The sequence below is a fragment of the Micromonospora salmantinae genome, assembly GCF_022230905.1.
In the GTDB taxonomy this organism is placed as follows: domain Bacteria; phylum Actinomycetota; class Actinomycetes; order Mycobacteriales; family Micromonosporaceae; genus Micromonospora; species Micromonospora salmantinae.
This window is the reverse complement of the sequence record NZ_JAKKFG010000042.1, coordinates 147,872-169,480: the sequence shown is the minus strand read 5'-3', so window position 1 is coordinate 169,480 and position 21,609 is coordinate 147,872. Positions and strand designations below refer to the sequence as shown.

The following is a 21,609-nucleotide window of genomic DNA, read 5'->3' as shown; positions in this document are numbered from 1 at the left end:
GACCTCGGCGGTGGGCGGTGGGACGGACCCGCCCGCAGACCTTCCCAGCAGGGCCTACGCGCGGCAGCCGAGCACGGATCGGACCACGCTGCCGTACGCGACAGTTTCGGCGCCGTTCACCACCAAAGGCAAACTTAAGGTTCAGGTAAGCCGGACATGAAGCGCGCTCGCGTGGAGGAAAAGTAGCAGCAACGGGCGAGCGTGAGCCGCCACCGCAGCGGGTATGCCGCCGAACCGCTGAACGCGTGAGGGGAAGGCAGCGCCATGCTCAGCAAAGAGGATCAGCGCAGATTCGACCAGATCACCCGTCAGCTCCGGGAAAGTGACCCGGCTTTCTTCAACCGGCTGGACCATCGGGCCCGAGCCCGCAGGGGCCGCTACCTGATGTTGTTGACCATCGTGCTGTGGGCGTCGCTGCCGGCGATAGCCGTGTTCGCCGGCCGACTCACCGGCGCGATCTGCGCGGTGGTGCTGGTCGCCAACGCCGCGATCATGTGGCGGTTCCGCCGCCGCTGGACGTGACTGCTCGACCGCTCGACGGGACGGCTCAACCGGTGGACGCGACAGCTCACCTGTCGGCCGGACCGAACGCCCGGTACGCGCGGCGCAACCGTTCGAGCAGTCCCGGCCCACCGATGGCCGGGGCCGGCGCTCCGAGCTGGCGCAGCAGCAGGTCGGTGCCGGTCACCAGCCGGGGCGGCCGATCCGGCAGCGGCACCGACGCGGACCAGAACCGGTCCGCCGCCTCCGCCAGCGGCGTCGCCGACAGCCCGGCGAGCGCCCGGGCGGCACCGACCGGCGCACCGGCGTCCACTGTCGACACCGCACCGTCCGGTCCGGACGGTGGGTCGACCGGCGGGGGCGGCGGTATGGCACCGGTGGTCGCGGCCCGCCGGGCGCGGAGTGCGTCGAGCAACTCCGCCCGGGACCGACCGCGCCAGTGCAGCAGCTCGAACGGGTCCGCGTCGAACGCCTCGGCCAGCAGGTAGAACGTCGCCGCGAGGTGCTTGCACGGCACCGCGAAGTCGGGGCAGTTGCAGCGCTGGGTCAACTCGTCCACGGCGGCCGGGAAGAGCGGCGCGCCGGCGGCGGCGAACAGCTCCTCCAACTCGTCGGGGAGGTCTCCGGCGAGCAGCCGGGCGCTGAAGAACGCCTGCCCGGCCAGCTCGTCCTCGATTCGGGACCAGAGCGCCGCCGGGAACGGCTTCAGCGCGATAGACACCTGGTACGGCTGCGGCCGGGAGCCCTGCACCACCGCCTTGACCCGCCCAGGTGTGATGTCGAGGGTGAGCACCTGACCGGCCCGCGCGTACGACCGGCCGCGGGTCAGCCGGGTGCCGAGCGCGAACGACTCCAGCACCTCCAGGAAACGCCGCGACCACCAGGACCGGCCGATCGCGCCCCGGGCACTGCGCGCCCGCAGACCCCCGTCGACCCGACGCGGGCGCCCGTAGTCGGCAAAATCCGTCACTCGACCACCGCGCCGGCTTCCAGGGCGAACAGGTCCCGCAACTGGCCGGTGGACAACTCGGTGATCCACTGCTCGCCGGTGCCGACCACCCGCTCGGCCAGGCTGCGCTTGTCGGCGATCATCGCGGCCACCTTCTCCTCGACAGTGCCGGCACACACGAACTTGCGCACCTGCACCCGTCGGCGCTGCCCGATCCGGAACGCCCGGTCGGTGGCCTGGTCCTCGACCGCCGGGTTCCACCACCGGTCCACATGCACCACGTGGTTCGCGGCGGTCAGGGTCAGCCCGGTGCCGCCGGCCTTGAGGGAGAGGACGAACAGCGGCGGACCCTCAGCCGACTGGAAACGCTGCACCAGGGCGTCCCGCTCGGCCTTGCCGAGGCCACCGTGCAGGAACAGCACCTCCCGGCCGAACCGCGCCGACAGGTGACCCCGCAACATCGCACCGAACTCGGCGTACTGGGTGAAGAGCAGTGCCCGCTCCCCCGCCGCCAGCACCTCCTCCAGGATCTCGGTGAGCCGAGCCAGCTTGCCGGAGCGGCCCTCCAGCGGTGAGCCGTCGCGCAGCAGCTGGGCGGGGTGGTTGCAGACCTGCTTGAGGCGGGTCATGGTGGCCAGCACCAGGCCGCGCCGTTCGATGCCGTCGCTGGTCTCGATCCGGGCGAGCATGTCGTCGACCACCACCCGGTACAGCGCGGCCTGCTCCGCGGTGAGGTTGCAGAGCACCTCCATCTCCAGCTTCTCCGGCAGGTCGGAGATGATCGACGAGTCGGTCTTGAGCCGGCGCAACACGAACGGGCCGGTGATCCGGCGGAGCCGCTCGGCGGCCTCGACGTCGCCGTGCCGCTCGATCGGCTCGGCGAACCGTTTGCGGAACGTCGCGGCCGGCCCGAGCAGACCCGGGTTGGCGAACTGCATGATCGACCAGAGGTCGGCGAGGCGGTTCTCCACCGGCGTGCCGGTCACCGCCACCCGCTGTCGGGCGGGCAGCGCGCGAACCGCCTCGGCCTGCCGGGTCGACGCGTTCTTGATCGCCTGCGCCTCGTCCACCACCACCCGGTGCCAGTCGATGCCGGCCAGGTCGGCGGCGTCACGGGCGGCCACCGAGTAGGTGGTGAGGACCAGGTCCGCGCCGTGCGCGGCCGCTGTGAACTCCGCCCCCCGCGCCCGCTCGGCACCATGGTGTACGTGCACCCGCAGCTCCGGGGTGAACCGGGCCGCCTCCCGCTGCCAGTTGCCGACCAGCGACATCGGACAGACCAGCAGCGTCGGCCCGGCCTCCGGCGGGTCCCCGGCGAGCAGCGCGAGCAGTTGCACCGTCTTGCCCAGCCCCATGTCGTCGGCGAGCACACCGCCCAGACCGAGCGAGCGCAGGAAGGCAAGCCATGCCAGCCCCCGCTGCTGGTACGGCCGCAGCGTCCCCCGAAAGCCCGGTGGCGGGTCCAGCGGGGTGAGCCGCCGCTCGACAGCGCCGGCGAGCAGGTCGCCCAGCGCCCCGTCGGCGGTCACCTCCAGCACCGGCAGTTCGCCGGTGGCCTCGCCGTCGGCCAGCCCGAGGCGGAGCAGGTCGGCGACGGTCAGCTCGCCCGCGGAGCGGAGCAGGCGCAGCCCAGCCGCGAGCCGCCCCGGGTCCAGCTCCACCCACCGGCCACGGAGCCGCACCAGCGGGGTCTTCGTCTCGGCCAGCGCCGCCAACTCCTCGGCGGAGAGCGGCTGGTCACCGAGCGCGATCTCCCAGCGGTAGTCGACCAGGGCGTCCAGGCCGACTCCGGCATCGGCGCCACCCACAGTGCCCGGCGCGGTGCGGCTGCGCGCTCGCAACCGGGCGCCCAGTCGCGCCGACGGACGCTGCCACCAGGACGGCAGCAGCACCCCGAAACCGGCCGCGTGCAGCACCGGGGCACCCGCGCTGAGGAACCGGTGCGCCCCCTCGACGTCGAGTTCCATCGCCTCCGGGGCGGCGGTACGCAGCGCGGCGTCCAGGTCCGGCCAGAGCCGACTGGCCCGGCCCAGCTCGGCGAGGAGCGTCTCCTGTGGGCTGGACGTCCGGCCGACCAGGCCGCCGAGGGTCTGCGGCGCTCGCCAGATGTCCCCGGCGTCGACGTGCAGGCCGGGCTCGTCCGCGGCCTGCAATCCGAACTCCAACCGCCAGCGCGCGGCACCGATCGACCCGACCGACACCGGCGCGCTGTCGGCAGGCACCGGCATACCGTCGGCGGGCACCGCTCGGGTGGCCAGGATCGGTTCGGTGACCTCGTCGGAGGCCGGCTCCACAAGGCGGAAACTGGCCCGCACCGGGCCACCGGCGGCGTCGCGCTGCCAGGCGTCCAGTTCGGCGGAGAGAGTGGACAGCCCGGCCGGGTCGATGGTGAAGTCCCGCTGCGGGCCGGCGAGCGCTGCCAACCAGGCCGGCGCCGGACCACCCGGGCGCAGCCCCCGGGCCAGCGTGGTGCTCGCCAGCGCAGCCCTCGCGGCGGCGTCGGTCAACGCGTCCAGCGCATCCGCGACCAGGGCGGCAGCGGTCAGCTCAGGTCCACTCGAACCAACGGTCGCCGCAGCAGACGTGGCGGCGCTCCCGGTGAGCCCCTGCGCGGCGGCGGTCGGCGCCGTTAGCGCGGCGACGGCAGGCGGCAGGACGGCGGCTCGGGCGGCCGGTGGCAGGGCCAGCGCCAGCGAGCGCGCCCAGGCGGCGTCGGTGCCGGTCAGCAGCGGACGCCAGACCGCCTGCGCGGGCACCTGCCCGGCATCGCCCGACGCCGCCGTCGCGCCAGCGCCGGGCATCCGGTCACCCGCCGTCGTGCCAGCACCGGGAGGCTGGTCGCCCGTCGTCGTGCGCACGCCGGGGAGGACGCGGCCACGGGTCACCAGGTCGGCGGCGAAGTCGGCCAGCTCGGCGAGGTGCCGCACTGTGGCCCCGGCCACCGCTGGGATGTCGTCCAGGGCTCGCAGCAGCGACAGGGCGTCGTCCGGGGCGTACACCAGGGTCGGGACCCGCCACCCGGCCAGTGTGAGCCGGCCGCGGACCGCAGGTGCGACGGTGGTCCGGATCAGCTCTGGTGAGTCGGTCGGCGCGCCCGCCAGGGTGGGCAGGGTGAGCAGCGTGGTGTCCGGCCGGCTCGGCTCGGCGGCGTCGGCGAGGACGGCGGCCAGGTCGGTGTGCCCGGCGGCGAAGGGGTGCGGGCGTTCCCGGGCCGGCCGGCCCGAACGCGCAGCGGGAATCGGTGCGGCGCTGTCCTCGGCCCAGACGGCCAGGCCGCCCGTCGAGCTGCCGCCGGGCAACCACAGCCCGTGGATGACCAGCACCTGCTCCCCCTAGTCGCCGCCCGCCCCCAGAATAGGCGGCCCGCCCGACCAGACGGCCGCACCCACCGCCCCACTGCGCGATCTTGCAGTTCGTGTCGGCGTTCTGCGAACAGTGCACCTTTTGTCGCCACAGAATGTGCACGATCGCGGGGCTCAGAGCGCGCCGGCCTCGCCGTCGGTCAGCTCGCGCAGGATGTCGGCGTGGCCCGCGTGCCGGGCCGTCTCCTCGATCATGTGCACCAGAATCCAGCGCAGCGACACCTCACCGAGCTGCGGGTGCGGCACCACGTGGTCGAGGTCGATGCTCGCGGCGACCGCCCGGGAGCGGGCACAGGCCCGCTCGTACGCCTCGGTGAGCCCGCCGATGCTTTCCTGGTCGCTCAGCGTGAAGCTGGCGAGCGCGTCCTCCTCGGAGGTCAGGTAGACGTCGCCGGGCTCGGGGGCCAACAGGGTCGGGAACCAGTTCCGCTCGACCACTGTCAGGTGTTTGACCAACCCGGCGAGCGTGGTCGTCGACGGCACCAGTCGGCGTCGGGCGTCGGCGTCGGAGAGACCGCGCAGTTTGCGCAGCACCACGGCCCGGTGGAAGTCGAGGAACGAGGTCAGGACGGCGCGTTCGTCGCCGGTGCGGGCGAGCACCGGACCGAGCGTGGGATCGATCGTCTGCTCCATCCGCCGACCCTAGCCACGGGCCGGGCGCCCCGCTGCCCCGCTATCCGCTGCGGTCGGGCGCTTCGCCGGGCAGGATGGGCGCATGGCTTCATCCGTGCAGATCCTTCTCGTCGGCGGCACGGCGGACGGGCAGACCATCACCGTCGAACTGGACAGCAACGGCCGCCCGCCGCTGACCCACCACCACCTCGGCTCCGGTGGGCTGGCCGACGCGCAGATCTACGAGTTGGAGACCGCCCGCGAGGAGGCCCGCGAGTGGCGCTACCGGTGGACCGGCCCGGCGGTGTGACCGCCCGCTCAGACCCGGGTGAGGGCCTGGCTGCGCAGGCTCTCCAACACGCCGCGGGTGACCTCCGAGGTGCCCCGCGCCTGATCGCACACCTCCGCCACCCGTCGTGCGGTGGCCTCGGCGCGTTGCTCCCGCTCGTCCCAGAGCCGGTCCACCTCGGCCAGCAGCGGCCCCTCGACCTCCCGCTCCACGCCGCGTAGCGCCGGCACGCCGAGCCGTTGGGCCAGGTCGAAGACCTTGCCGGCGTACGGCAGGGGCAGGAACGGCGTACCGACCATCGCCGCGAAGATCAGGAAGTGCAGGCGCATGCCGACGGCCAGGTCGAAGTGGCGCATCAGCCCCAGCACCTGCTGCGGAGAGTAGGTGCCGTGCAGGATTCGACCTCGTTCGGCGGCGACCATGTGCGACAGCACGCCGTGGGAGTGCCGGATGTCGTCGCGCTCCATCGGCACGAACAGCACGTACGCGTCGATCCGGTGCACCAGGAAGTCACCGATCTGGGCCAACAGCCGGTGGTAGCCGTCCACGTCGAGGCGTTCGGCGGCCCGGCCCGGCTCCCGCACGCTGATCCCGACGAGGCGCTTGCCGACCGGCACACCCTCCTCGGCCAGCAGGTGGGCCGGGAACTCCTCCGGTTGCAGGAGGAACGCCGGGTCCGCGGTGACCGTGATCGGGTTGAGCAGGCCGGCCTCCTCCAGCACCATCCGGGACTCCTGGTCCCGGACGGTCACCTGGGTCGCGCTGGCGAGCGTCTCCCGGACCATGCCGGTGTCCACCCCGTCGCTGAGCGGCCCGACCCCCACCGCGTACGTGATCAGCGGCAGGCCGCGTTCCTGGGCCACCCGGACCACCCGCAGGTAACGGCGGGCCTCCCGGTCGTACAGGATGCCGCCACCGCCCAGGATGAGCAGGTCGAGCTGGGCCAGGACCAGGGCCGAGTCGGTACGGCTCACGCCCTCCCAGGGCACCGCTTCGACGTCCGGGTGTGCGGCCCGGGTGTGCTCCGGGTTCCGAGAGAAGACGATGATCCGGGCGTTCGGTTCCTGCGTGCGCAGATCGGTGAGCAGGCCGGTGAGGATCGCCTCGTCGCCGAGGTTTCGCCCACCGTACGAGCCGAGCACACCGATGGTCAGTCCGGCGCCGTGCGTCATCCGTCGCTCCTCCCCAGGTGCGGTCCGCGCCGGTTTCCCGCTGGGCAGGTGAACAGTCCTGCCGAAGGGACCCGTCAGCGGGGCCGCCGCCGGCTCAGCCCGCCGTGGTGAGGCGCTTCGCCATCTGCTGCGAGGTGACCTCGAAGCCCAGACTGCGGTAGAGGCCGATCGCCACGGTGTTCGTACCGAAGACGTTCAGACCCAGCTCGGGCACGCCGAGCTGGGCGAGTTCGGCCTCGATGAGCTGGATCATCCGCCGCGCGTACCCGCGTCCCCGGTGCTCCTCGTGCACCTCAATGTTGTGGATCCAGGCCTGGTCCGGGGCGGCGGCCGTCGGCAGGGTCACCCAGATCCAGCCGATCTCGGTGTCGCCGACCCGGCCCACCCGCAGCAGGGCCCTCTCGGTGGCCGCGCCCGCCGGCAGCGACTCCCGGATCTGGTTGACCGACCGGTCGAGGGCCGCCTCCGGGGTCATCCCCCGGTGCGCCACCAGGTCCTCGGCGTACCCCTGCTCCAGTGATCCGAGCAGGCGGGCCAACTCCTGTGCCGTCATCGGCGTCAACGTCAACTCCACAGCGTCTCCCCTTCGTCGTCGCGAGCGGGTGGCCACCTCGGAACTTCCATTTCCCGCCCGCACCAGTGATCGCCGGGCGGGTCAGGGCACAGTGGGTGCCGACTCCAGCTGGTGCGCCAGTTGGGCCAGGTCGTGCAGGCGCAGGTCGCCGTCGAGGCCCTTCAGCGCGGCGGTCATCGCCCCGGCCGCCCGCCCCGCCCGCAGGCCGACCTCGGCGTCCTCGACGACCAGGCACCGCGCCACCGGTACGCCCAGCAGCGCCGCGCCCCGCAGGTAGCCCTCCGGGTCCGGCTTGCCGACGCTGACGTCCTCCACCGTGACGAGCACCGGCGCCTTGATGCCGGCGGCGCCGAGCCGGGCCTCGGCGAGCGGCGTGTCGGCGCTGGTCACCACCGCCCAGGGCAAGCCCAGCCGGGCCAGCGCGTTCAGCAGCTCGTGCGCCCCGGAGGTGGCCGTCACGTCGGACAGGTCGTCGTACTGCAACGCGAGCTGTCGTGCCGCGGCGGCGGCGACCGCCGCCTCGTCGAGCGCGGGCAGCAGCCGGCGGATGGTCCGGTCGGCCGGGCTGCCGTGCGCGATCGCCAACGCCGCCGCCAGGTCGACGCCGTACTCGGCGGCCCACCGCTCCCAGGCCCGCTCCACAGCGGCGTCGGAGTCGACAAGGGTGCCATCCATGTCGAAGAGCACCGCGCCAATGCCTGCCAGTTCCACGACCACGCTCCCCGAATCGCTCGCCCCACCCTCCCCCACCTCGCAAGATCCGCGCAACTTCGGTGATCCTGCTGTCTTGTCGCCTGGTGAGGCGGCAGGATCCGCGACGTTGCGCGGATCATGGCGGACCGCCAGGTCCGCAGGCCGTCGATGATCGCGGGTATCGGACCTCGAGGTCGGAGCGAGACGTCCGATGGCCGCCAGACGGGAGGGCTGCGCGGCCAGATGATCGTTTGCATGACGACGACACTCAACAACAGGGTCGCCCTGGTGACCGGGGGTTCCCGGGGCATCGGAGCCGGCATCGCGCTGCGCCTTGCACAGGACGGGGCCGACGTGGCGCTGACCTACCGGCAGGACGCCGAGCGGGCCGCAACCGTGGTGAAGCAGATCGAGGCGCTGGGCCGCAGAGCGCTGGCAATCCAGGCGGACGGCGCCGACCCGGCCGCCGTGCGGGGCGCGGTCGACCGGGCGGCCGCCGAACTGGGTCGGTTGGACATCCTGGTCAACAACGCCGCGGTGTTCCTGGTCGGCGCCCTGGACGACCTCGGCTCGGCAGAGATGGAGCAGACGATCGCGGTCAACATCAGGGCACCGTACGTCGCCGCGCGGGCGGCGCTGCGACACCTGGGCGACGGCGGACGGATCATCAGCATCGGCAGCAACGTCGGTGAACGGGCGGTATTTCCCGGGCTGACGCTCTACGCGATGAGCAAGACCGCTCTGGTCGGGCTGACCCGGGGCCTGGCCCGTGAACTGGGCCCACGGGCCATCACCGTCAACCTGGTCAACCCCGGGCCGACGGACACCGACGCCAACCCGGCGGACGGACCGAACGCGGCGGCGATCAGCGGATTCACCGCCGTCGGCCGGTACGCTCGCCCCGCCGATATCGCGGCCACCGTCGCACACCTGGCCAGCCCCGAGGCCAGCTACGTGACCGGTGCGGTGGTCAACGTGGACGGCGGCTTCACCAGCTGAGGAACCCGGGCGGTGCCGCCGCGCCATCCGGCGCCGCCCGGCCTCAACGCAGGAACGCGGCTCGTCACCCTTCGTGACCCAACACCGCGCGCACCGCGTCGACGAACAAGATTCGGCGCTTCGTCCGTACCTCGATCGCCGCGAGCCAGCGCTCCCGGTGCCGGTCGCGCAGCGGCGCGCCCCCGTCGCCCGGCTCGTCGGCGAGCCGGCGCTGGTCGGCGTACTCGGTGGTGAGGCTGGTCAACACGGCCCGGCCGGCCACCGCGACCTCCGCCGGGCCCTCCAGCAACACCAGGTTGTACGCCTCGTCCACGGCGCGCATGGCCGCGTACGCCTCGTCGTAGCCGGGCACCGGCTCGCCCCCGCCGACGTCGAGCCACCGCCGGTCCAACTGCCGGTACGCCTGGTCGCAGGCGCTCAGGAACCCGACGTACGCGTCCCGCCGCAGCTCATCGCGACGCGTCGCCCGGCGCTCGGCACTCTCGTGTCTGGCGACGGTGAGCTGGTGGGCCAGTTGCCGACGGGTGCTGAGCGCGCCGACCAGCCCGGTCAGGGCGGCGGCGGCCAGCGTGGACAGTGAGGTGATCAGCGCGACGGCGACGGTGTCCTGCACCAGCCCATCATGGCGGTGCCCGAATCTGGAGCCGTCGCCGGTGGCAATTTGCGTCCCTGTCACCTCTCGTTAGGTGCGCTGGCCTTCTGCCTGATCGGTGGCAACTCAGCAACTGGAAACGCCGAGTGCCGCCCTGCTGAACTGCCAGGGATCGCTCGTATTTGACCTGGACCGATCCAGGTGTGCCGCCGGGCTTGCGGTACCGCTGGACGTCAGGGCAGTTCGTAGCCGGCTTCCTCGACTGCGGCACGTACCTCGGCGATGTCGAGAGGTCCATCGCTCGTCACCGTGACGGTGTCGCGTTCGACGTCCACTGCCACAGTGGTGACACCGGGAATCCGTTCGATCTCCTCGGTGACGAAGCCTGCGCAGTGCCCGCAGGCCATACCGATCACCCGATAGCTGCTGACGGTCATGCCGGCGACTGCCGTCGGTCGGGTGCCTCTGGTGGCGAGGACTCTGAGCTGACCTCGGCTGGAGCGGCACCGCTGACCTTGGCGGGGACCGATCGGGTGAGCATGTGCGCCCGGCGCATCCGCCCATCAGCAGCGAACTGCCCGAAGAAGTGGACGTCGACGCTGCCCTCGCGCTTGGAGGTCTGAAAGTGCAGGGTGTAGCGGGCGGCGATACGGTCCTCGTCCGCTATCGCCTCATGCACCTCCCACCGGGCGCCGGTCTGGTGTTTCCGGGCCGGTCGGGTGTGCGCGATGAGCTTGGCGCGGTCCATCAGGTTGCCGTCGGCGACCTGCACAATGTCGGGCGTGTGGTACCGATCAACGATCACCGTCGGGTCTTCGTCACCGCGAGCCAGGTCGCTCATGAAGGAGGTGAAGAAGTCGGTGATGAACTTCTTCGGGTCGGTGCCATCGAGCGCGCCCATCTCACCCACCATCAGCTCGTGATCCCCGCTGAATCTTTACAGCTCGTAAAATATCTATCTCCGAGAAATTTGGCAAGGTGTAAGAGATGAGTCGTTCAGTGGAGCGCAACCGTCGCGCCGACGCCCGTCGCAACTACAGCGCAATCCTCGATGCGGCAATCCGGCTACTCGACGCGCAGCCCGATGCCAGCCTCGACGCCATCGCCACCGATGCAGGGCTGACCCGGCAGACCGTCTACGCCCACTTTCCATCCCGCGAGCACCTGATGGCCGCCATCGTCGACCGGATCACCGACGACGCCGTCGCCGCGATGGACGCCGCCGAGCCAGACACCGGTGCCGCCGCAGACGCGCTGATCCGGGTGCTCGAGGCCGGTGCCCAGATCGCGGCGCGCTATCCGGTCCTGGTCCAGCAGATCGCGGCACTTCCGGTGAGCCCGGACGTCGACGTGGCACGCCACGCCCCGGTCGCCGAACGAATAACTCGGGTGATCCAGCGCGGTCAGGCGAGCGGCGAGTTCGACAGAGGACTCCCCGCCGACTGGCTCGCCGCGATCACGATCAAGATCGGCCACGCCGCAGGCGAGGAGGTCGACGCCGGCCGGATGACCCACGCCGAGGCTGCCGACGCGCTGCGTACCGCCCTGCTCCGAGTGCTCCGCCCCGGGAACTGATTTTCTCGGGGAGGCTTCGTTGGCGGTGAAGGGTGGGCGCGGCAGGTTTCGAACCTGCGACCCCTCGCTTGTAAGGCGAGTGCTCTCCCACTGAGCTACGCGCCCGGATCGCCCGTGTGGCGGGCCGGTGGCTGGCAAGCTTACCTGCCCGCCACCGACCCGGGCGCACGGCGTACCCCGGTCAGGTTGTCGCTTCGGCGATGGCCTTGCGCCAACCCTGCTGGTCGCGGGCCTCGCCCGGGCCGTTCATCTCGGCGAAGCGGACCACACCGGTCTTGTCGATGAGGAAGGTGCCCCGGTTGGCGAAGCCGGCCACGTCGTTGAAGACCCCGTACGCCTGGGCGACGGCGCCGTGCGGCCAGAAGTCGGCGAGCATCGGGAACTGGTAGCCCTCACGGTCGGCCCAGATCTTGTGGCTGTAGGCCGAGTCGACGCTGACGGTAAGCACCTGCACGTCGTCGTTCACGTATTCGCCGAGGTTGTCGCGCACCTCGCCCAACTCGCCCTGGCAGGTGCCGGTGAAGGCGAGCGGGTAGAAGACCAGCAGCACGGCGCGCCTGCCCCGAAAGTCCGATAGGCGGACCTCCTGGTTGTTCTGGTCCTTGAGCACGAAGTCGGGTGCTTCGGCACCAACCTCGATGGGCATGCGAACTCTCCTCGCGTCGAGTCGGGGCGACCGCGTCAGCCTGCTACCCGGCGGTGGGCGGACCGTCGGGCGAGCGGATCGGCGCTGGCTACTTCTTGGCCTTGGCCCCTCGACGCAGCACCAGACGGGCGCCGCTCCAGTCCCGGCCGGCGTTGACGGTCGAGGTCTGCTGAAGGCCGGCGGTGGGCGCGGACTCCGCGACCTCACTCGGCTCGACGTGACCCTCGCGCCCCGCCTTCGGGGTGAGCAGCCACACGACGCCGTTGTCGGCCAGCGGGCCGAGGGCATCGACGAGCAACTCGAAAAGGTCACCGTCGCCGTCCCGGTACCAGACCAGCACCGCGTCGACCACCTCGTCGGTGTCCTCGTCGACCAGATCTCCACAGCGGTCGGTCAGGGCGTCTCGGAGATCCTGGTCGACGTCGTCGTCGTACCCCATCTCCATGACGACCATCCCCGGTTCGATTCCGAACCGGTCCGCCAGGCTGCGTACCCCGTCGGCGGCCTGACCAGCGGTCGCGCTCACTGTCGCGTGCCTCCTCATCTCGTCCCTGCTCGCGGCGTCGGTGCGACGCCGTCAGGCAAAGTCCACACAGTTGTTGGTCTTCGCGCAAGTGGCGCACCGGGTGGAACGGAATTTACCGTGCCAGCAGCGTACGGGCACCGTCGGTAATGGCTTCGGCGGAGACCAGTACGTGACGTGCTGCCGGACCTAATGGTACAAACGAGTCAACTCCCGCCACTCGACGTGCGGCACCGACATATCCGGCGTCGACCAGCGCGGCGATCACGCCCTCGCCGACCCCGCCGGAGCGGCGCGTCTCGTCCACCACCAGCACCCGGCCGGTCGCCGAGGACTCCCGGATGATGTCGGCCACCGGCAGCGGAGCCAGCCAGCGCAGATCCACCACGCGGGTGCCCACCCCCTCCTCGGCGAGGACGGCCGCGGCCCGCAGCGACATCCGTACCCCGTTACCGAAGGTGATGATGGTGAGGTCGTCCGCCGAGCCGACCCGGTAGACCCGGGCCCGCCCGATCGGCACGTGACCGGCCACCCACCCACCTGGCTCCGGATAGCCGGCCAGCCACTCCCCGTCACCCTCCGTGTACAGGTCGCGGGTATGGTAAAGCGCGATCGGTTCCAGGAACACGCAGACGCTGCCGTCCACCGCCGCGCTCGCCAGACAGGTCCGCAGCATGGGCGCGGCATCGTCCGGCCGCGCCGGCACCGCGACCACCAGACCGGGCACATCCCGGAGTACGGCCACCGAGTTGTCGTTGTGGAAGTGCCCGCCGAACCCCTCCTGGTACGCCAGGCCCGCCACCCGCACCACCATCGGGTTGCGGAACGCACCCTGCGAGAAGAACCGCATGGTGGCCGCCTCACCGCGCAGCTGGTCCTCGGCGTTGTGCAGGTACGCCAGGTACTGGATCTCCGGCACCGGCAGCATCCCGGCCAGCCCGGCACCGAGGCCCAGCCCGAGCACCGACGTCTCGTCGAGCAGGGTGTCGAAGACCCGGGCCGCCCCGAACCGGTCGCGCAGCCCCTTCGTCACCCCGTACACGCCGCCCTTGGCCGCCACGTCCTCACCGAAGAGCGCCATCTGCGGGTGGTCGAGCATCCCGTCGGCGAGCGCGGCGTTGATGCTCTGCGCCAGGGTCATCGGCCCGGCCAGCTCCGGCGGCTTCCCACCGAACGCCTCCGCCCGGGCGCCGGCGCCCGGCCCGCTGGCCCGCGCCGCGGCGTCGGCCACCGCCCGCGCCACCCGCACCGGACGTCGTGGGGCCAGCGTCGACACCACGTCGGCCGCGGAGGCCAGCTTCGGCTCGCCCAGCACCTCCTCGGCCAGCCGGCGTACCTGCCAGCCGGTCTCGTCGTACCGGGCCAGCAGCTCCTCGCCGGTCGCGACGCCGGCGTCGACAAGCAGCCGCGCGGTGGCGGCCACCGGGTCCCGGGCCAGGTCCTCGGCCAGCTCGGCCGGACTCCGGTACGCCGACTCCGCGTCCGCCCCGGCGTGCCCCATCAGCCGCACGGTGCGCAGGTGCAGCACGGCGGGCCGCCGGTTGCGGCGTACCCAGGCCGCGGCCTCCGCCGCCACCTCGTACGTCCGCACCGGGTCGGCCCCGTCCGCGCTGAAGTAGCGGATGCCCGGCTTGGCCCGCAGGGTCGCCTCGACCCAGCCCTCCGGCGAGCGGACGCTGATGCCCAGCCCGTTGTCCTCGCAGACGAAGAGCACCGGAATCCGCAGCCCGGCGTGGTCGTACCACCCGGCGGTGTTGAAGGCGGCGGTGGCGCTGGCGTGGTTGACCGAGGCGTCGCCGAAGGAGCAGACCACTATGGCGTCCGGTGGCCAGGGGGCGTGCGTGGCGCCGGCGCCGCTGCCGACCCGCACGCCGGCCCCGGTACGCCGTCCGGCGCTGTCCAGCCGGCGCAGCCGCTCCACTGCCAGTCCCATTCCGACCGCGCGGGGCAGGTGCGAGGCGATGGTCGAGGTGGTCGGCACGATGGCCAGGTCGGCCCGGCCGAACACCTTGTGCCGTCCCCCGGCGATCGGTTCGAGGCTGGACGCGACCATTCCGCGCAGCACGTCCCGGGCCGCGTCGGCGTACGCCGCGAACCCGTTGGCAGCTCCGGTCGCCGAGGTCGGTGCGGTCCCGGCCGGCTCCGATTCGGACACCTGCGGATCGACGGTCGGCTCGGGTTCGCGGGTCGACGCGCCGTCGACTGTCGACTCACTGTCGGCGGACCGCTCGACGCCAACGGCCCGCGCTCGGTCGACGTCCTGGTCGGCGGCGGCGGGCGGCTCGGAGTCGGTGGCCAACGTCGGGTCGGCGGACGGCTCGGAGTCGGTGGCCAGCACCGGGTCGGCGGCGACCTGGGCGGCGCGCAGGCAGTAGAAGGCGCCCGAGCGGTAGTGCAGCAGCGCCGGATCGGTGGGACGTAGCGCGGCGGCGACAGCGGCGTTGCCCTCGTGCCCGGCCGAGCCGATCGTGTAGAAACCCTCCCCGAAGCTGCGCAACCAGCGGCCGGCCAGGTCGAGCTGCCGGCTGGTCACCTGCGCGTCGAACAGGTCAAGCACCTGCGCGCCGCTCAGCGGGGCGTCGTCGGTGACCGGGTCGGCGGGGTCACGCCGCCGCTCGGCGGCAGGCAGCGCCGCCAGCGTCTCCCGGAACCGGTCGTCGAGATCTTGCGGGGTGGTCACGTCGGACAGCATTACCGACGGAAGCCCCGCTCGCCCAGTGGGACACGGCCGGCGGGGGTGCGCTCACTCCGGCCCGAAGGACTCCGGACAGCCGCCGTCGGACACCTTCCAGACCAGGTCACGAAGGGTGCTCAGCTCCTCGTCGCTCAGCCCGGACAGGAGTCGGGAGTCGGACATCACCTCGATCACCCGGGCTCGCACGACGCGGCCCTCCTCGGTCACCACCAGTGTCTTCTGCCGCCGATCCGTCGGGTCGGTGCGGCGCTCGACCAGCCCGGCCTGCTCCAGCTTGTCGACCAGCACCGTCACGTTCGACCGGTCGCAACCCAACTGACCGGCGAGATCCCGGGCCGGCAGTGGGTGGTCCGGGTCCAACTCCCCCAGCGCCCGGGCCGCCGCCGGGGTGAGCCCCAAATCGGCGAACGCGGCACCCTGCCGGTGTCGCAACGCGGCGGTGACGTGCGCCATTCGCCGCACCACATCGACGGCGAGACCGGCCCGATCCGCCGGACCGCTCACCGCGGAACCCATTTGCCGCGTCACGACCACATCGTACGCACGCCATCTCACCGCCCAGGTCACCGATCAAACTCCTCGGCGAGGACTGGAACCCCGCGGGGGCGGATCGACCGCGATCATCGGTGTTCGACTGCCGGCGACGGACCGGGGCCCTCGCCGTCACCTCCCGGCCACCAACGCTCGCGAGGCTCCCCTAGTCACGAGAGATCGGATTCTGGGGAGGATTTCGTGTCACTGTCCCGACGTACCATCCTGCTGTCCGGCGCCGCACTCGGCGCCGCGGGCGCGGTCACCGGGCTGCCGGTGGCGGCCGGCGCGGCGGCGGCCCACCGGCCGCTGACCTACCCGTTCACCCTCGGTGTCGCCTCCGGCGACCCCGACCACGACGGCTTCGTGCTGTGGACCCGCCTGGCCCCGCAACCACTGGCCGAGGACGGCCTCGGCGGCATGCCGGACCGCGACGTGCCGGTGCACTGGGAGCTGGCCGCCGACGAGCGGTTCCGGCACGTGGTGCGCCGTGGGGTCGCGGTCGCCCGCACCCGCTCGGCGCACAGCGTGCACGTGGAGCTGGCCGGCCTGCTGCCCGGGCGCGAATACTTCTACCGGTTCCGCGCCGAGCGACACCTCTCGCCGATCGGGCGCACCCGCACCGCTCCCTCACCGTCGAGCATGCCGGCCGCCCTGGCGATGGGCTTCGCGTCCTGCTCCCAGTACGAGCACGGCTACTTCACCGCCTACCGCCGCCTCGCCGAGACCGAGCCGGAGCTGATCCTGCACCTGGGCGACTACCAGTACGAATACGCCCCGGACACGTACAACGTCCCGGGTGGCAACCCGCGTGACCATGAGGGACCGGAGACGCGGACGCTGGCCAACTACCGGCAGCGGCACGCCCAGTACAAGACCGACACCGACCTGCAGGCCGCGCACGCGGTGGCGCCCTGGGTGGTGGTGTTCGACGACCACGAGGTGGAGAACAACTGGGCCGACGAGGTGCCCGAGGCGCCGGACCCCGAGTTTCCCGCGCGTCGGGCGGCGGCGTTCCAGGCGTACTACGAGAACATGCCGCTACGACGCACCTCGATCCCCCGGGGCATCGACATGCAGCTCTACCGGAGGGTGCGCTGGGGGCGGCTGGCCACGTTCCACATGCTCGACACCCGGCAGTACCGCGACGACCAGGCCTGCGGCGACGGCTACCGGGACTGCGCGGCGGCATCGGACCCGGGCCGTTCCATCACCGGTGCGGAGCAGGAGGCGTGGCTGCTGGACGGCTTCCGCCGTTCGGACGCCCGGTGGGACATCCTGGGCCAGCAGGTCTTCTTCGCCCAGCGGGACAACAACGCCGGCCCGCTCACCGTCACCAGCATGGACGCCTGGGACGGCTACGTCGCCTCCCGGGACCGGATCACCCGGGGTTGGCTCGGCGCCGGGGTGCGCAACCCGGTGGTGCTGACCGGCGACGTGCACGCGCACTGGGCCAGCGACCTCAAGCTGGATTACTCCGACCCGACCTCGCGCACCGTCGGCACCGAGCTGGTCTGCTCGTCGATCACCTCGACCGGCGACGGCGCGGACTCGGTCTCCGGCTCGCACCCGTGGTTCGCGTTCAACCCGCACCTACGCTTCCAGAACAACCTGCGGGGGTACGTCCGCACGACGATCACTCCGGGGCAGCTCACGGCCGACTTCGACGTACTGCCGTACGTCACTCGGCCGGACGCGCCCGCGTACACGCGGGCCTCGTTCGTGATCGAGGACCGGGTGCCCGGCCTGCACCAGACGGCGGACAACCCGCTCCCGTCAGCGGCTCGCACTGCCGCGCCGTCCGCGGACCCCGGCCAGCAGACCGTCCACCAGGAGACCGTCCGCCCGTAACCCGCTCTACGCCTCACGATCCGCGCAACATCAGGGATCTTGTTGCCTCGCCGTGCATTGAGGCAGCAGTTTCAGGGATGTTGTGCGGATCTTGAGGCGGGACGACGGCGACGACGGACCGGGACGGTGGTCAGGCGGGGAGGAAGGAGAAGCGGACCTGGCGGGTCGGGTTGTCGCCGTTGGTGTCGACGAGGCAGATCGACTGCCAGGTGCCGAGCGCCAGTCGACCGCCGAGCACCGGCAGCGTGGCGTACGGCGGGATGAACGCCGGCAGCACGTGGTCGCGGCCGTGGCCGGGCGAGCCGTGTCGGTGCCGCCAGCGGTCCTCGGTGGGGAGCAGGTCGTCCACGGCGCTGAGCAGGTCGTCGTCGGACCCCGACCCGGTCTCGATGATCGCCAGGCCGGCGGTGGCGTGCGGCACGAACACGTGCAGCAGGCCGTCGCCCTCGCCCGAGACGAACTGCTGGGCCTCCGCGGTGATGTCCCGGACGGTCGGTCGGGACCCGGTCTGGACGGTGATCACGTCGCTGCGCATACGTCGCATTCTGCCGCAGGGTGCGGTCAGGAACTGCCGCCACCGCCGCCAGAGTCGCCGCCACCGGACCACCCGCCACCGGAGTCACCGCCGGACCAGCCCCAGCCGGACCAGCCTCCCCCGGAGTCGCTGCTGCCGCCGGCGGGCTCCGGATCGTCGGAGCGGTCGTGGTCGCCGTCCCGCTGGCGGCCGACGTGCCCGCTCCCGGCGTCACCGGCGGGCATCGGGTGGAAGTGGTACCCGCCGCCGTCCGGGTCCGGACGACGGCGACGACGGCCATCCTGGCCGCTCAGACGGGCCGCGCGGATCGCGTCGCGCAGCAGGCCCGCGCCGAGCACGGCCACCAGGGCGCCGACGGCCACCAGTCCGACCATCGGCAGGCTGCCGGAGGCGAGGGCGACCGCGCCGATGACCAGGCCAACCACCCCAAAAACGATCATGCTTGCGGCGACCGCGACACGGCGTCCGTTCATGGCGGTAACGGTAGGAGTGGCGGTCAAACCGCTCAGGTTCCACAGGGCCGTCGCGCTAAGTTACCGGCGAGTACCTGTGTTCAGCATCGCGTCGGGGGCACCTAGACGTGACGACGGGTGCCACCAGGGGGCAGGATGGCGCTAGAGACCTATCCCACACACAACCGAGGGAACGCCTGTGGCTACGGAACGCAAGCGCCCGGTGATCAGCGACGGCCTACCGAGCCAGCTTCCGGACATCGACCCTGAAGAGACAAGCGAATGGGTCGAGTCGCTTGACGGTGTCATCGACGAACGCGGGGCCAAACGCGCCCGCTACGTCATGCTGCGCCTGCTGGAGCGGGCCCGTGAGCGCCAGGTCGGGGTTCCGCCCCTGACCACCACCGATTACATCAACACCATCCCGTCGGAGCGCGAGCCCTGGTTCCCGGGTGACGAGCACGTCGAGCGGCGAATCCGGGCGTACGTCCGGTGGAACGCCGCCATGCTGGTGCACCGGGCGCAGCGCCCGGAGATCGGCGTCGGCGGGCACATCTCCACCTTCGCCAGCTCGGCGTCGCTCTACGAGGTGGGCTTCAACCACTTCTTCCGGGGCAAGAACCACCCGGGCGGTGGCGACCAGATCTTCTACCAGGGCCACGCCTCCCCGGGCATGTACGCGCGGGCGTTCCTGGAGGGGCGGCTCAGCGAGCACCAGCTCGACGGGTTCCGCCAGGAGCTGTCGCACCCCGGTGGTGGGCTGCCCTCGTACCCGCACCCTCGGCTGATGCCGGACTTCTGGGAGTTCCCCACCGTCTCGATGGGCCTCGGCGGTCTGAACGCGATCTACCAGGCCCGGTTCAACCGGTACCTGCAGCACCGCGGCATCAAGGACACCTCCCAGCAGCACGTCTGGGCGTTCCTCGGCGACGGCGAGATGGACGAGCCGGAGACGCTCGGCGCCATCGGCGTCGCCGCCCGCGAGGAGCTGGACAATCTCACCTTCGTGATCAACTGCAACCTGCAGCGGCTGGACGGCCCGGTCCGGGGCAACGGCAAGGTCATGCAGGAGCTGGAGGCGTTCTTCCGGGGTGCCGGCTGGAACGTGATCAAGGTCGTCTGGGGTCGTGAGTGGGACCCGCTGCTCGCCGCGGACACCGACGGCGCGTTGGTCAACCTGATGAACACCACGACCGACGGTGACTACCAGACCTACAAGGCGGAGTCCGGCGCGTACGTGCGGGAGCACTTCTTCGGCCGTGACGCACGGACCCGCAAGATGGTCGAGCCGCTCAGCGACGACGAGATCTGGAACCTCAAGCGGGGTGGGCACGACTACCGCAAGCTCTACGCGGCCTACAAGGCGGCCACCGAGCACACCGGTCAGCCCACAGTCATCCTGGCGAAGACGATCAAGGGTTGGACCCTCGGCTCGCACTTCGAGGGCCGCAACGCCACCCACCAGATGAAGAAGCTGACGCTGGAGGACTTGAAGACCTTCCGCGACCGGCTCTACCTGGACATCCCGGACTCGGCGCTGGAGGACAACCCCTACCTGCCGCCGTACTTCCACCCCGGCGAGAAGTCCGAGGAGCTGGCGTACCTCAAGGAGCGGCGCGAGCAGCTCGGCGGGTACCTGCCCTCCCGGCGGACCAGCACGAAGCGGCTGGCCATCCCCGGCCCGGAGCGGTTCGCCGACATCAAGCGCGGCTCGGGCAAGCAGAAGGTGGCCACCACGCAGGCCTTCGTCCGTCTACTCAAGGACGTGATGAAGGACAAGGAGTTCGGCAAGCGTTGGGTGCCGATCATCCCGGACGAGGCCCGCACCTTCGGTCTCGACTCGATCTTCCCGACCGCGAAGATCTACTCGCCGCACGGCCAGCGCTACACCTCGGTCGACCGCGAGCTGTTCCTGTCGTACAAGGAGTCGACCTCCGGGCAGATCCTGCACGAGGGGATCAACGAGGCCGGTTCGGTGGCCTCGTTCACCGCGGCCGGCTCGGCGTACGCCACGCACGACGAGCCGATGATCCCGATGTACATCTTCTACTCGATGTTCGGGTTCCAGCGGACCGCCGACGGGCTGTGGGCCGCGGCCGACCAGATGGCCCGGGGCTTCCTGCTCGGCGCCACAGCGGGTCGGACCACGCTCAACGGTGAGGGCCTTCAGCACGAGGACGGGCACTCGCTGCTGATCGCCGCGACCAACCCGGCCGTGGTGGCGTACGACCCGGCGTTCGCGTACGAGATCGCGCACATCCTGGAGCAGGGTCTGCACCGGATGTACGGGGACGCGCAGGAGAACGTCTTCTACTACCTGACGGTCTACAACGAGCCGACGCTTCAGCCGGCCGAGCCGGCCGACGTGGACGTGGAGGGCCTGCTCAAGGGCATCTACCGCTACTCGCCGGCACCGCAGGTCGACGGCCCGAAGGCCAACCTGCTCGCCTCGGGCACCGGGATGCAGTGGGCGCTCAAGGCCCAGCAGCTCCTCGCCCAGGACTGGGGGGTGGGCGCCGACGTCTGGTCGGTGACCTCCTGGACCGAGCTGCGCCGCGACGCGGTGGAGACCGAGGAGTACAACCTGCTCAACCCGGGCGCCGAGGCGAAGGTCCCGTACATCCAGCAGAAGCTGGCCGAGGCGGACGGGCCGAAGATCGCGGTCAGCGACTTCATGCGCGCGGTACCGGATCTGATCGCCCGCTGGGTACCCGGCGACTACACGTCGCTCGGCACCGACGGTTTCGGCATGTCGGACACCCGGCACGCGCTGCGCCGGCACTTCCACGTGGACGCGGAGTCGATCGTGGTGGCCACGCTGCGGCAGCTCGCCCGCAGCGGCGCGGTGGCGACCACGGTGCCGGCCGAGGCCGCCAAGAAGTACGCGATCGACGACGTCAACGCCGCCCCGGTCGGCGAGACCGGCGGCGACAGCTGATTCAGCACCATTGAAAAGGGCCCGGCGCATCAGCGCCGGGCCCTTTTGGGGTACGGAGCGGCGGTGGTCCGGGGGCCCTGGCGGGGATCCGGACCACCGCCGTCGCGGGTGACGCCGGGA

19 protein-coding genes, 1 tRNA gene and 3 pseudogenes are annotated in these 21,609 nt (G+C 71.7%); 6 read left to right on the top strand and 17 right to left on the bottom strand.

Going from position 1 to position 21,609, the window contains the following annotated elements:
• The first annotated feature begins 264 nt into the window (after positions 1–264).
• Positions 265–522, top strand: coding sequence for a DUF3040 domain-containing protein (locus tag PSH03_RS24655; RefSeq protein ID WP_091409372.1), 258 nt, complete (start codon positions 265–267; stop codon positions 520–522).
• Between the two features lie 46 nt (positions 523–568).
• Here the strand turns inward: PSH03_RS24655 and PSH03_RS24650 are convergent, their stop codons facing one another.
• The 3 genes and pseudogenes from PSH03_RS24650 to PSH03_RS24640 form a co-directional block, all read right to left on the bottom strand.
• Positions 569–1,471, bottom strand: a complete 903-nt coding sequence (locus tag PSH03_RS24650) for an SWIM zinc finger family protein (RefSeq protein WP_210783477.1) — start codon at positions 1,469–1,471, stop codon at positions 569–571.
• A pseudogene (locus tag PSH03_RS24645) lies at positions 1,468–4,218 on the bottom strand (DEAD/DEAH box helicase); the annotation flags it as partial. The gene PSH03_RS24650 and the pseudogene PSH03_RS24645, both read right to left, overlap by 4 nt.
• A 708-nt stretch (positions 4,219–4,926) precedes the next feature.
• Positions 4,927–5,445, bottom strand: coding sequence for a DinB family protein (locus PSH03_RS24640; protein WP_210783473.1), 519 nt, complete (start codon positions 5,443–5,445; stop codon positions 4,927–4,929).
• Positions 5,446–5,527: 82 nt separating this feature from the next.
• Here PSH03_RS24640 and PSH03_RS24635 point away from each other — a divergent pair, with 82 nt between their 5' ends.
• On the top strand, positions 5,528–5,734 hold the full coding sequence (locus tag PSH03_RS24635; protein ID WP_030488784.1) for a DUF8847 domain-containing protein: 207 nt from the start codon (positions 5,528–5,530) through the stop codon (positions 5,732–5,734).
• Positions 5,735–5,742: 8 nt separating this feature from the next.
• Here the strand turns inward: PSH03_RS24635 and PSH03_RS24630 are convergent, their stop codons facing one another.
• From PSH03_RS24630 to PSH03_RS24620, 3 genes are all read right to left on the bottom strand, one after another.
• Positions 5,743–6,885, bottom strand: coding sequence for a polysaccharide pyruvyl transferase family protein (locus tag PSH03_RS24630; protein ID WP_210783469.1), 1,143 nt, complete (start codon positions 6,883–6,885; stop codon positions 5,743–5,745).
• A 94-nt stretch (positions 6,886–6,979) separates the two neighbouring features.
• On the bottom strand, positions 6,980–7,459 hold the full coding sequence (locus PSH03_RS24625; RefSeq protein WP_238690545.1) for a GNAT family N-acetyltransferase: 480 nt from the start codon (positions 7,457–7,459) through the stop codon (positions 6,980–6,982).
• Positions 7,460–7,540: 81 nt separating this feature from the next.
• A complete protein-coding gene (locus PSH03_RS24620) occupies positions 7,541–8,170 on the bottom strand; it encodes an HAD-IA family hydrolase (RefSeq protein ID WP_238690544.1) in 630 nt (209 codons plus the stop codon).
• A gap of 237 nt (positions 8,171–8,407) precedes the next feature.
• Here PSH03_RS24620 and PSH03_RS24615 point away from each other — a divergent pair, with 237 nt between their 5' ends.
• Positions 8,408–9,151, top strand: a complete 744-nt coding sequence (locus tag PSH03_RS24615; protein ID WP_210783465.1) for an SDR family NAD(P)-dependent oxidoreductase — start codon at positions 8,408–8,410, stop codon at positions 9,149–9,151.
• Positions 9,152–9,215: 64 nt separating this feature from the next.
• Here the strand turns inward: PSH03_RS24615 and PSH03_RS24610 are convergent, their stop codons facing one another.
• From PSH03_RS24610 to PSH03_RS24600, 3 genes are all read right to left on the bottom strand, one after another.
• Entirely contained in the window at positions 9,216–9,764 is a 549-nt protein-coding gene (locus PSH03_RS24610; RefSeq protein ID WP_238690543.1) for a hypothetical protein, read from the bottom strand.
• Positions 9,765–9,976: 212 nt separating this feature from the next.
• On the bottom strand, positions 9,977–10,180 hold the full coding sequence (locus tag PSH03_RS24605) for a heavy-metal-associated domain-containing protein (RefSeq protein WP_210783461.1): 204 nt from the start codon (positions 10,178–10,180) through the stop codon (positions 9,977–9,979).
• Positions 10,177–10,644 (bottom strand): nuclear transport factor 2 family protein, encoded by a 468-nt coding sequence (locus PSH03_RS24600; RefSeq protein WP_210783459.1) that lies wholly within the window; start codon positions 10,642–10,644, stop codon positions 10,177–10,179. Before PSH03_RS24600 ends, PSH03_RS24605 begins: the two co-directional genes overlap by 4 nt.
• Positions 10,645–10,730: 86 nt before the next feature.
• Here PSH03_RS24600 and PSH03_RS24595 point away from each other — a divergent pair, with 86 nt between their 5' ends.
• Positions 10,731–11,318, top strand: a complete 588-nt coding sequence (locus tag PSH03_RS24595) for a TetR/AcrR family transcriptional regulator (protein WP_238690542.1) — start codon at positions 10,731–10,733, stop codon at positions 11,316–11,318.
• A 33-nt stretch (positions 11,319–11,351) separates the two neighbouring features.
• Here PSH03_RS24595 and PSH03_RS24590 read toward each other — a convergent pair.
• The 6 genes and pseudogenes from PSH03_RS24590 to PSH03_RS24570 form a co-directional block, all read right to left on the bottom strand.
• Positions 11,352–11,423 (bottom strand) — tRNA-Val (locus PSH03_RS24590).
• A gap of 76 nt (positions 11,424–11,499) precedes the next feature.
• Complete coding sequence (locus tag PSH03_RS24585) at positions 11,500–11,964, bottom strand: peroxiredoxin (RefSeq protein ID WP_210783455.1); 465 nt, start codon at positions 11,962–11,964, stop codon at positions 11,500–11,502.
• An 88-nt stretch (positions 11,965–12,052) separates the two neighbouring features.
• Positions 12,053–12,490, bottom strand: a complete 438-nt coding sequence (locus tag PSH03_RS24580; protein ID WP_030330240.1) for a DUF3052 domain-containing protein — start codon at positions 12,488–12,490, stop codon at positions 12,053–12,055.
• Positions 12,491–12,602: 112 nt separating this feature from the next.
• Positions 12,603–14,690: pseudogene (locus PSH03_RS24575) on the bottom strand (thiamine pyrophosphate-dependent enzyme); the annotation flags it as partial.
• 140 nt (positions 14,691–14,830) lie between these two features.
• Positions 14,831–15,179 (bottom strand): annotated as a pseudogene (locus PSH03_RS33070) (transketolase); the annotation flags it as partial.
• Positions 15,180–15,230: 51 nt separating this feature from the next.
• Positions 15,231–15,698 (bottom strand): MarR family winged helix-turn-helix transcriptional regulator, encoded by a 468-nt coding sequence (locus PSH03_RS24570; protein ID WP_238690688.1) that lies wholly within the window; start codon positions 15,696–15,698, stop codon positions 15,231–15,233.
• Between the two features lie 216 nt (positions 15,699–15,914).
• On the opposite strand from PSH03_RS24570, the gene PSH03_RS24565 reads away from it, so the two are divergent.
• Complete coding sequence (locus PSH03_RS24565; protein ID WP_210783451.1) at positions 15,915–17,564, top strand: alkaline phosphatase D family protein; 1,650 nt, start codon at positions 15,915–15,917, stop codon at positions 17,562–17,564.
• Positions 17,565–17,694: 130 nt separating this feature from the next.
• Here the strand turns inward: PSH03_RS24565 and PSH03_RS24560 are convergent, their stop codons facing one another.
• Together PSH03_RS24560 and PSH03_RS24555 are read right to left on the bottom strand one after the other, a co-directional pair.
• Complete coding sequence (locus PSH03_RS24560) at positions 17,695–18,099, bottom strand: YjbQ family protein (RefSeq protein ID WP_167457620.1); 405 nt, start codon at positions 18,097–18,099, stop codon at positions 17,695–17,697.
• A gap of 26 nt (positions 18,100–18,125) precedes the next feature.
• Positions 18,126–18,572 (bottom strand): hypothetical protein, encoded by a 447-nt coding sequence (locus PSH03_RS24555; protein WP_238690540.1) that lies wholly within the window; start codon positions 18,570–18,572, stop codon positions 18,126–18,128.
• 178 nt (positions 18,573–18,750) lie between these two features.
• On the opposite strand from PSH03_RS24555, the gene aceE reads away from it, so the two are divergent.
• On the top strand, positions 18,751–21,489 hold the full coding sequence (gene aceE, locus PSH03_RS24550) for a pyruvate dehydrogenase (acetyl-transferring), homodimeric type (protein WP_210783447.1): 2,739 nt from the start codon (positions 18,751–18,753) through the stop codon (positions 21,487–21,489).
• The last annotated feature ends 120 nt before the right edge of the window (positions 21,490–21,609 follow it).

Excerpts from the sequence above, each read along its gene's own strand:
- PSH03_RS24615 (WP_210783465.1), top strand. The coding sequence starts at position 8,408 with ATGACGACGACACTCAACAACAGGGTCGCCCTGGTGACCGGGGGTTCC.
- PSH03_RS24570 (WP_238690688.1), bottom strand. The coding sequence starts at position 15,698 with ATGGGTTCCGCGGTGAGCGGTCCGGCGGATCGGGCCGGTCTCGCCGTC.
- PSH03_RS24630 (WP_210783469.1), bottom strand. The coding sequence starts at position 6,885 with ATGACGCACGGCGCCGGACTGACCATCGGTGTGCTCGGCTCGTACGGT.
- PSH03_RS24635 (WP_030488784.1), top strand. The coding sequence starts at position 5,528 with ATGGCTTCATCCGTGCAGATCCTTCTCGTCGGCGGCACGGCGGACGGG.
- PSH03_RS24600 (WP_210783459.1), bottom strand. The coding sequence starts at position 10,644 with ATGGGCGCGCTCGATGGCACCGACCCGAAGAAGTTCATCACCGACTTC.
- PSH03_RS24585 (WP_210783455.1), bottom strand. The coding sequence starts at position 11,964 with ATGCCCATCGAGGTTGGTGCCGAAGCACCCGACTTCGTGCTCAAGGAC.
- PSH03_RS24605 (WP_210783461.1), bottom strand. The coding sequence starts at position 10,180 with ATGACCGTCAGCAGCTATCGGGTGATCGGTATGGCCTGCGGGCACTGC.
- PSH03_RS24595 (WP_238690542.1), top strand. The coding sequence starts at position 10,731 with ATGAGTCGTTCAGTGGAGCGCAACCGTCGCGCCGACGCCCGTCGCAAC.
- PSH03_RS24560 (WP_167457620.1), bottom strand. The coding sequence starts at position 18,099 with ATGCGCAGCGACGTGATCACCGTCCAGACCGGGTCCCGACCGACCGTC.
- PSH03_RS24655 (WP_091409372.1), top strand. The coding sequence starts at position 265 with ATGCTCAGCAAAGAGGATCAGCGCAGATTCGACCAGATCACCCGTCAG.
- PSH03_RS24640 (WP_210783473.1), bottom strand. The coding sequence starts at position 5,445 with ATGGAGCAGACGATCGATCCCACGCTCGGTCCGGTGCTCGCCCGCACC.
- PSH03_RS24555 (WP_238690540.1), bottom strand. The coding sequence starts at position 18,572 with ATGAACGGACGCCGTGTCGCGGTCGCCGCAAGCATGATCGTTTTTGGG.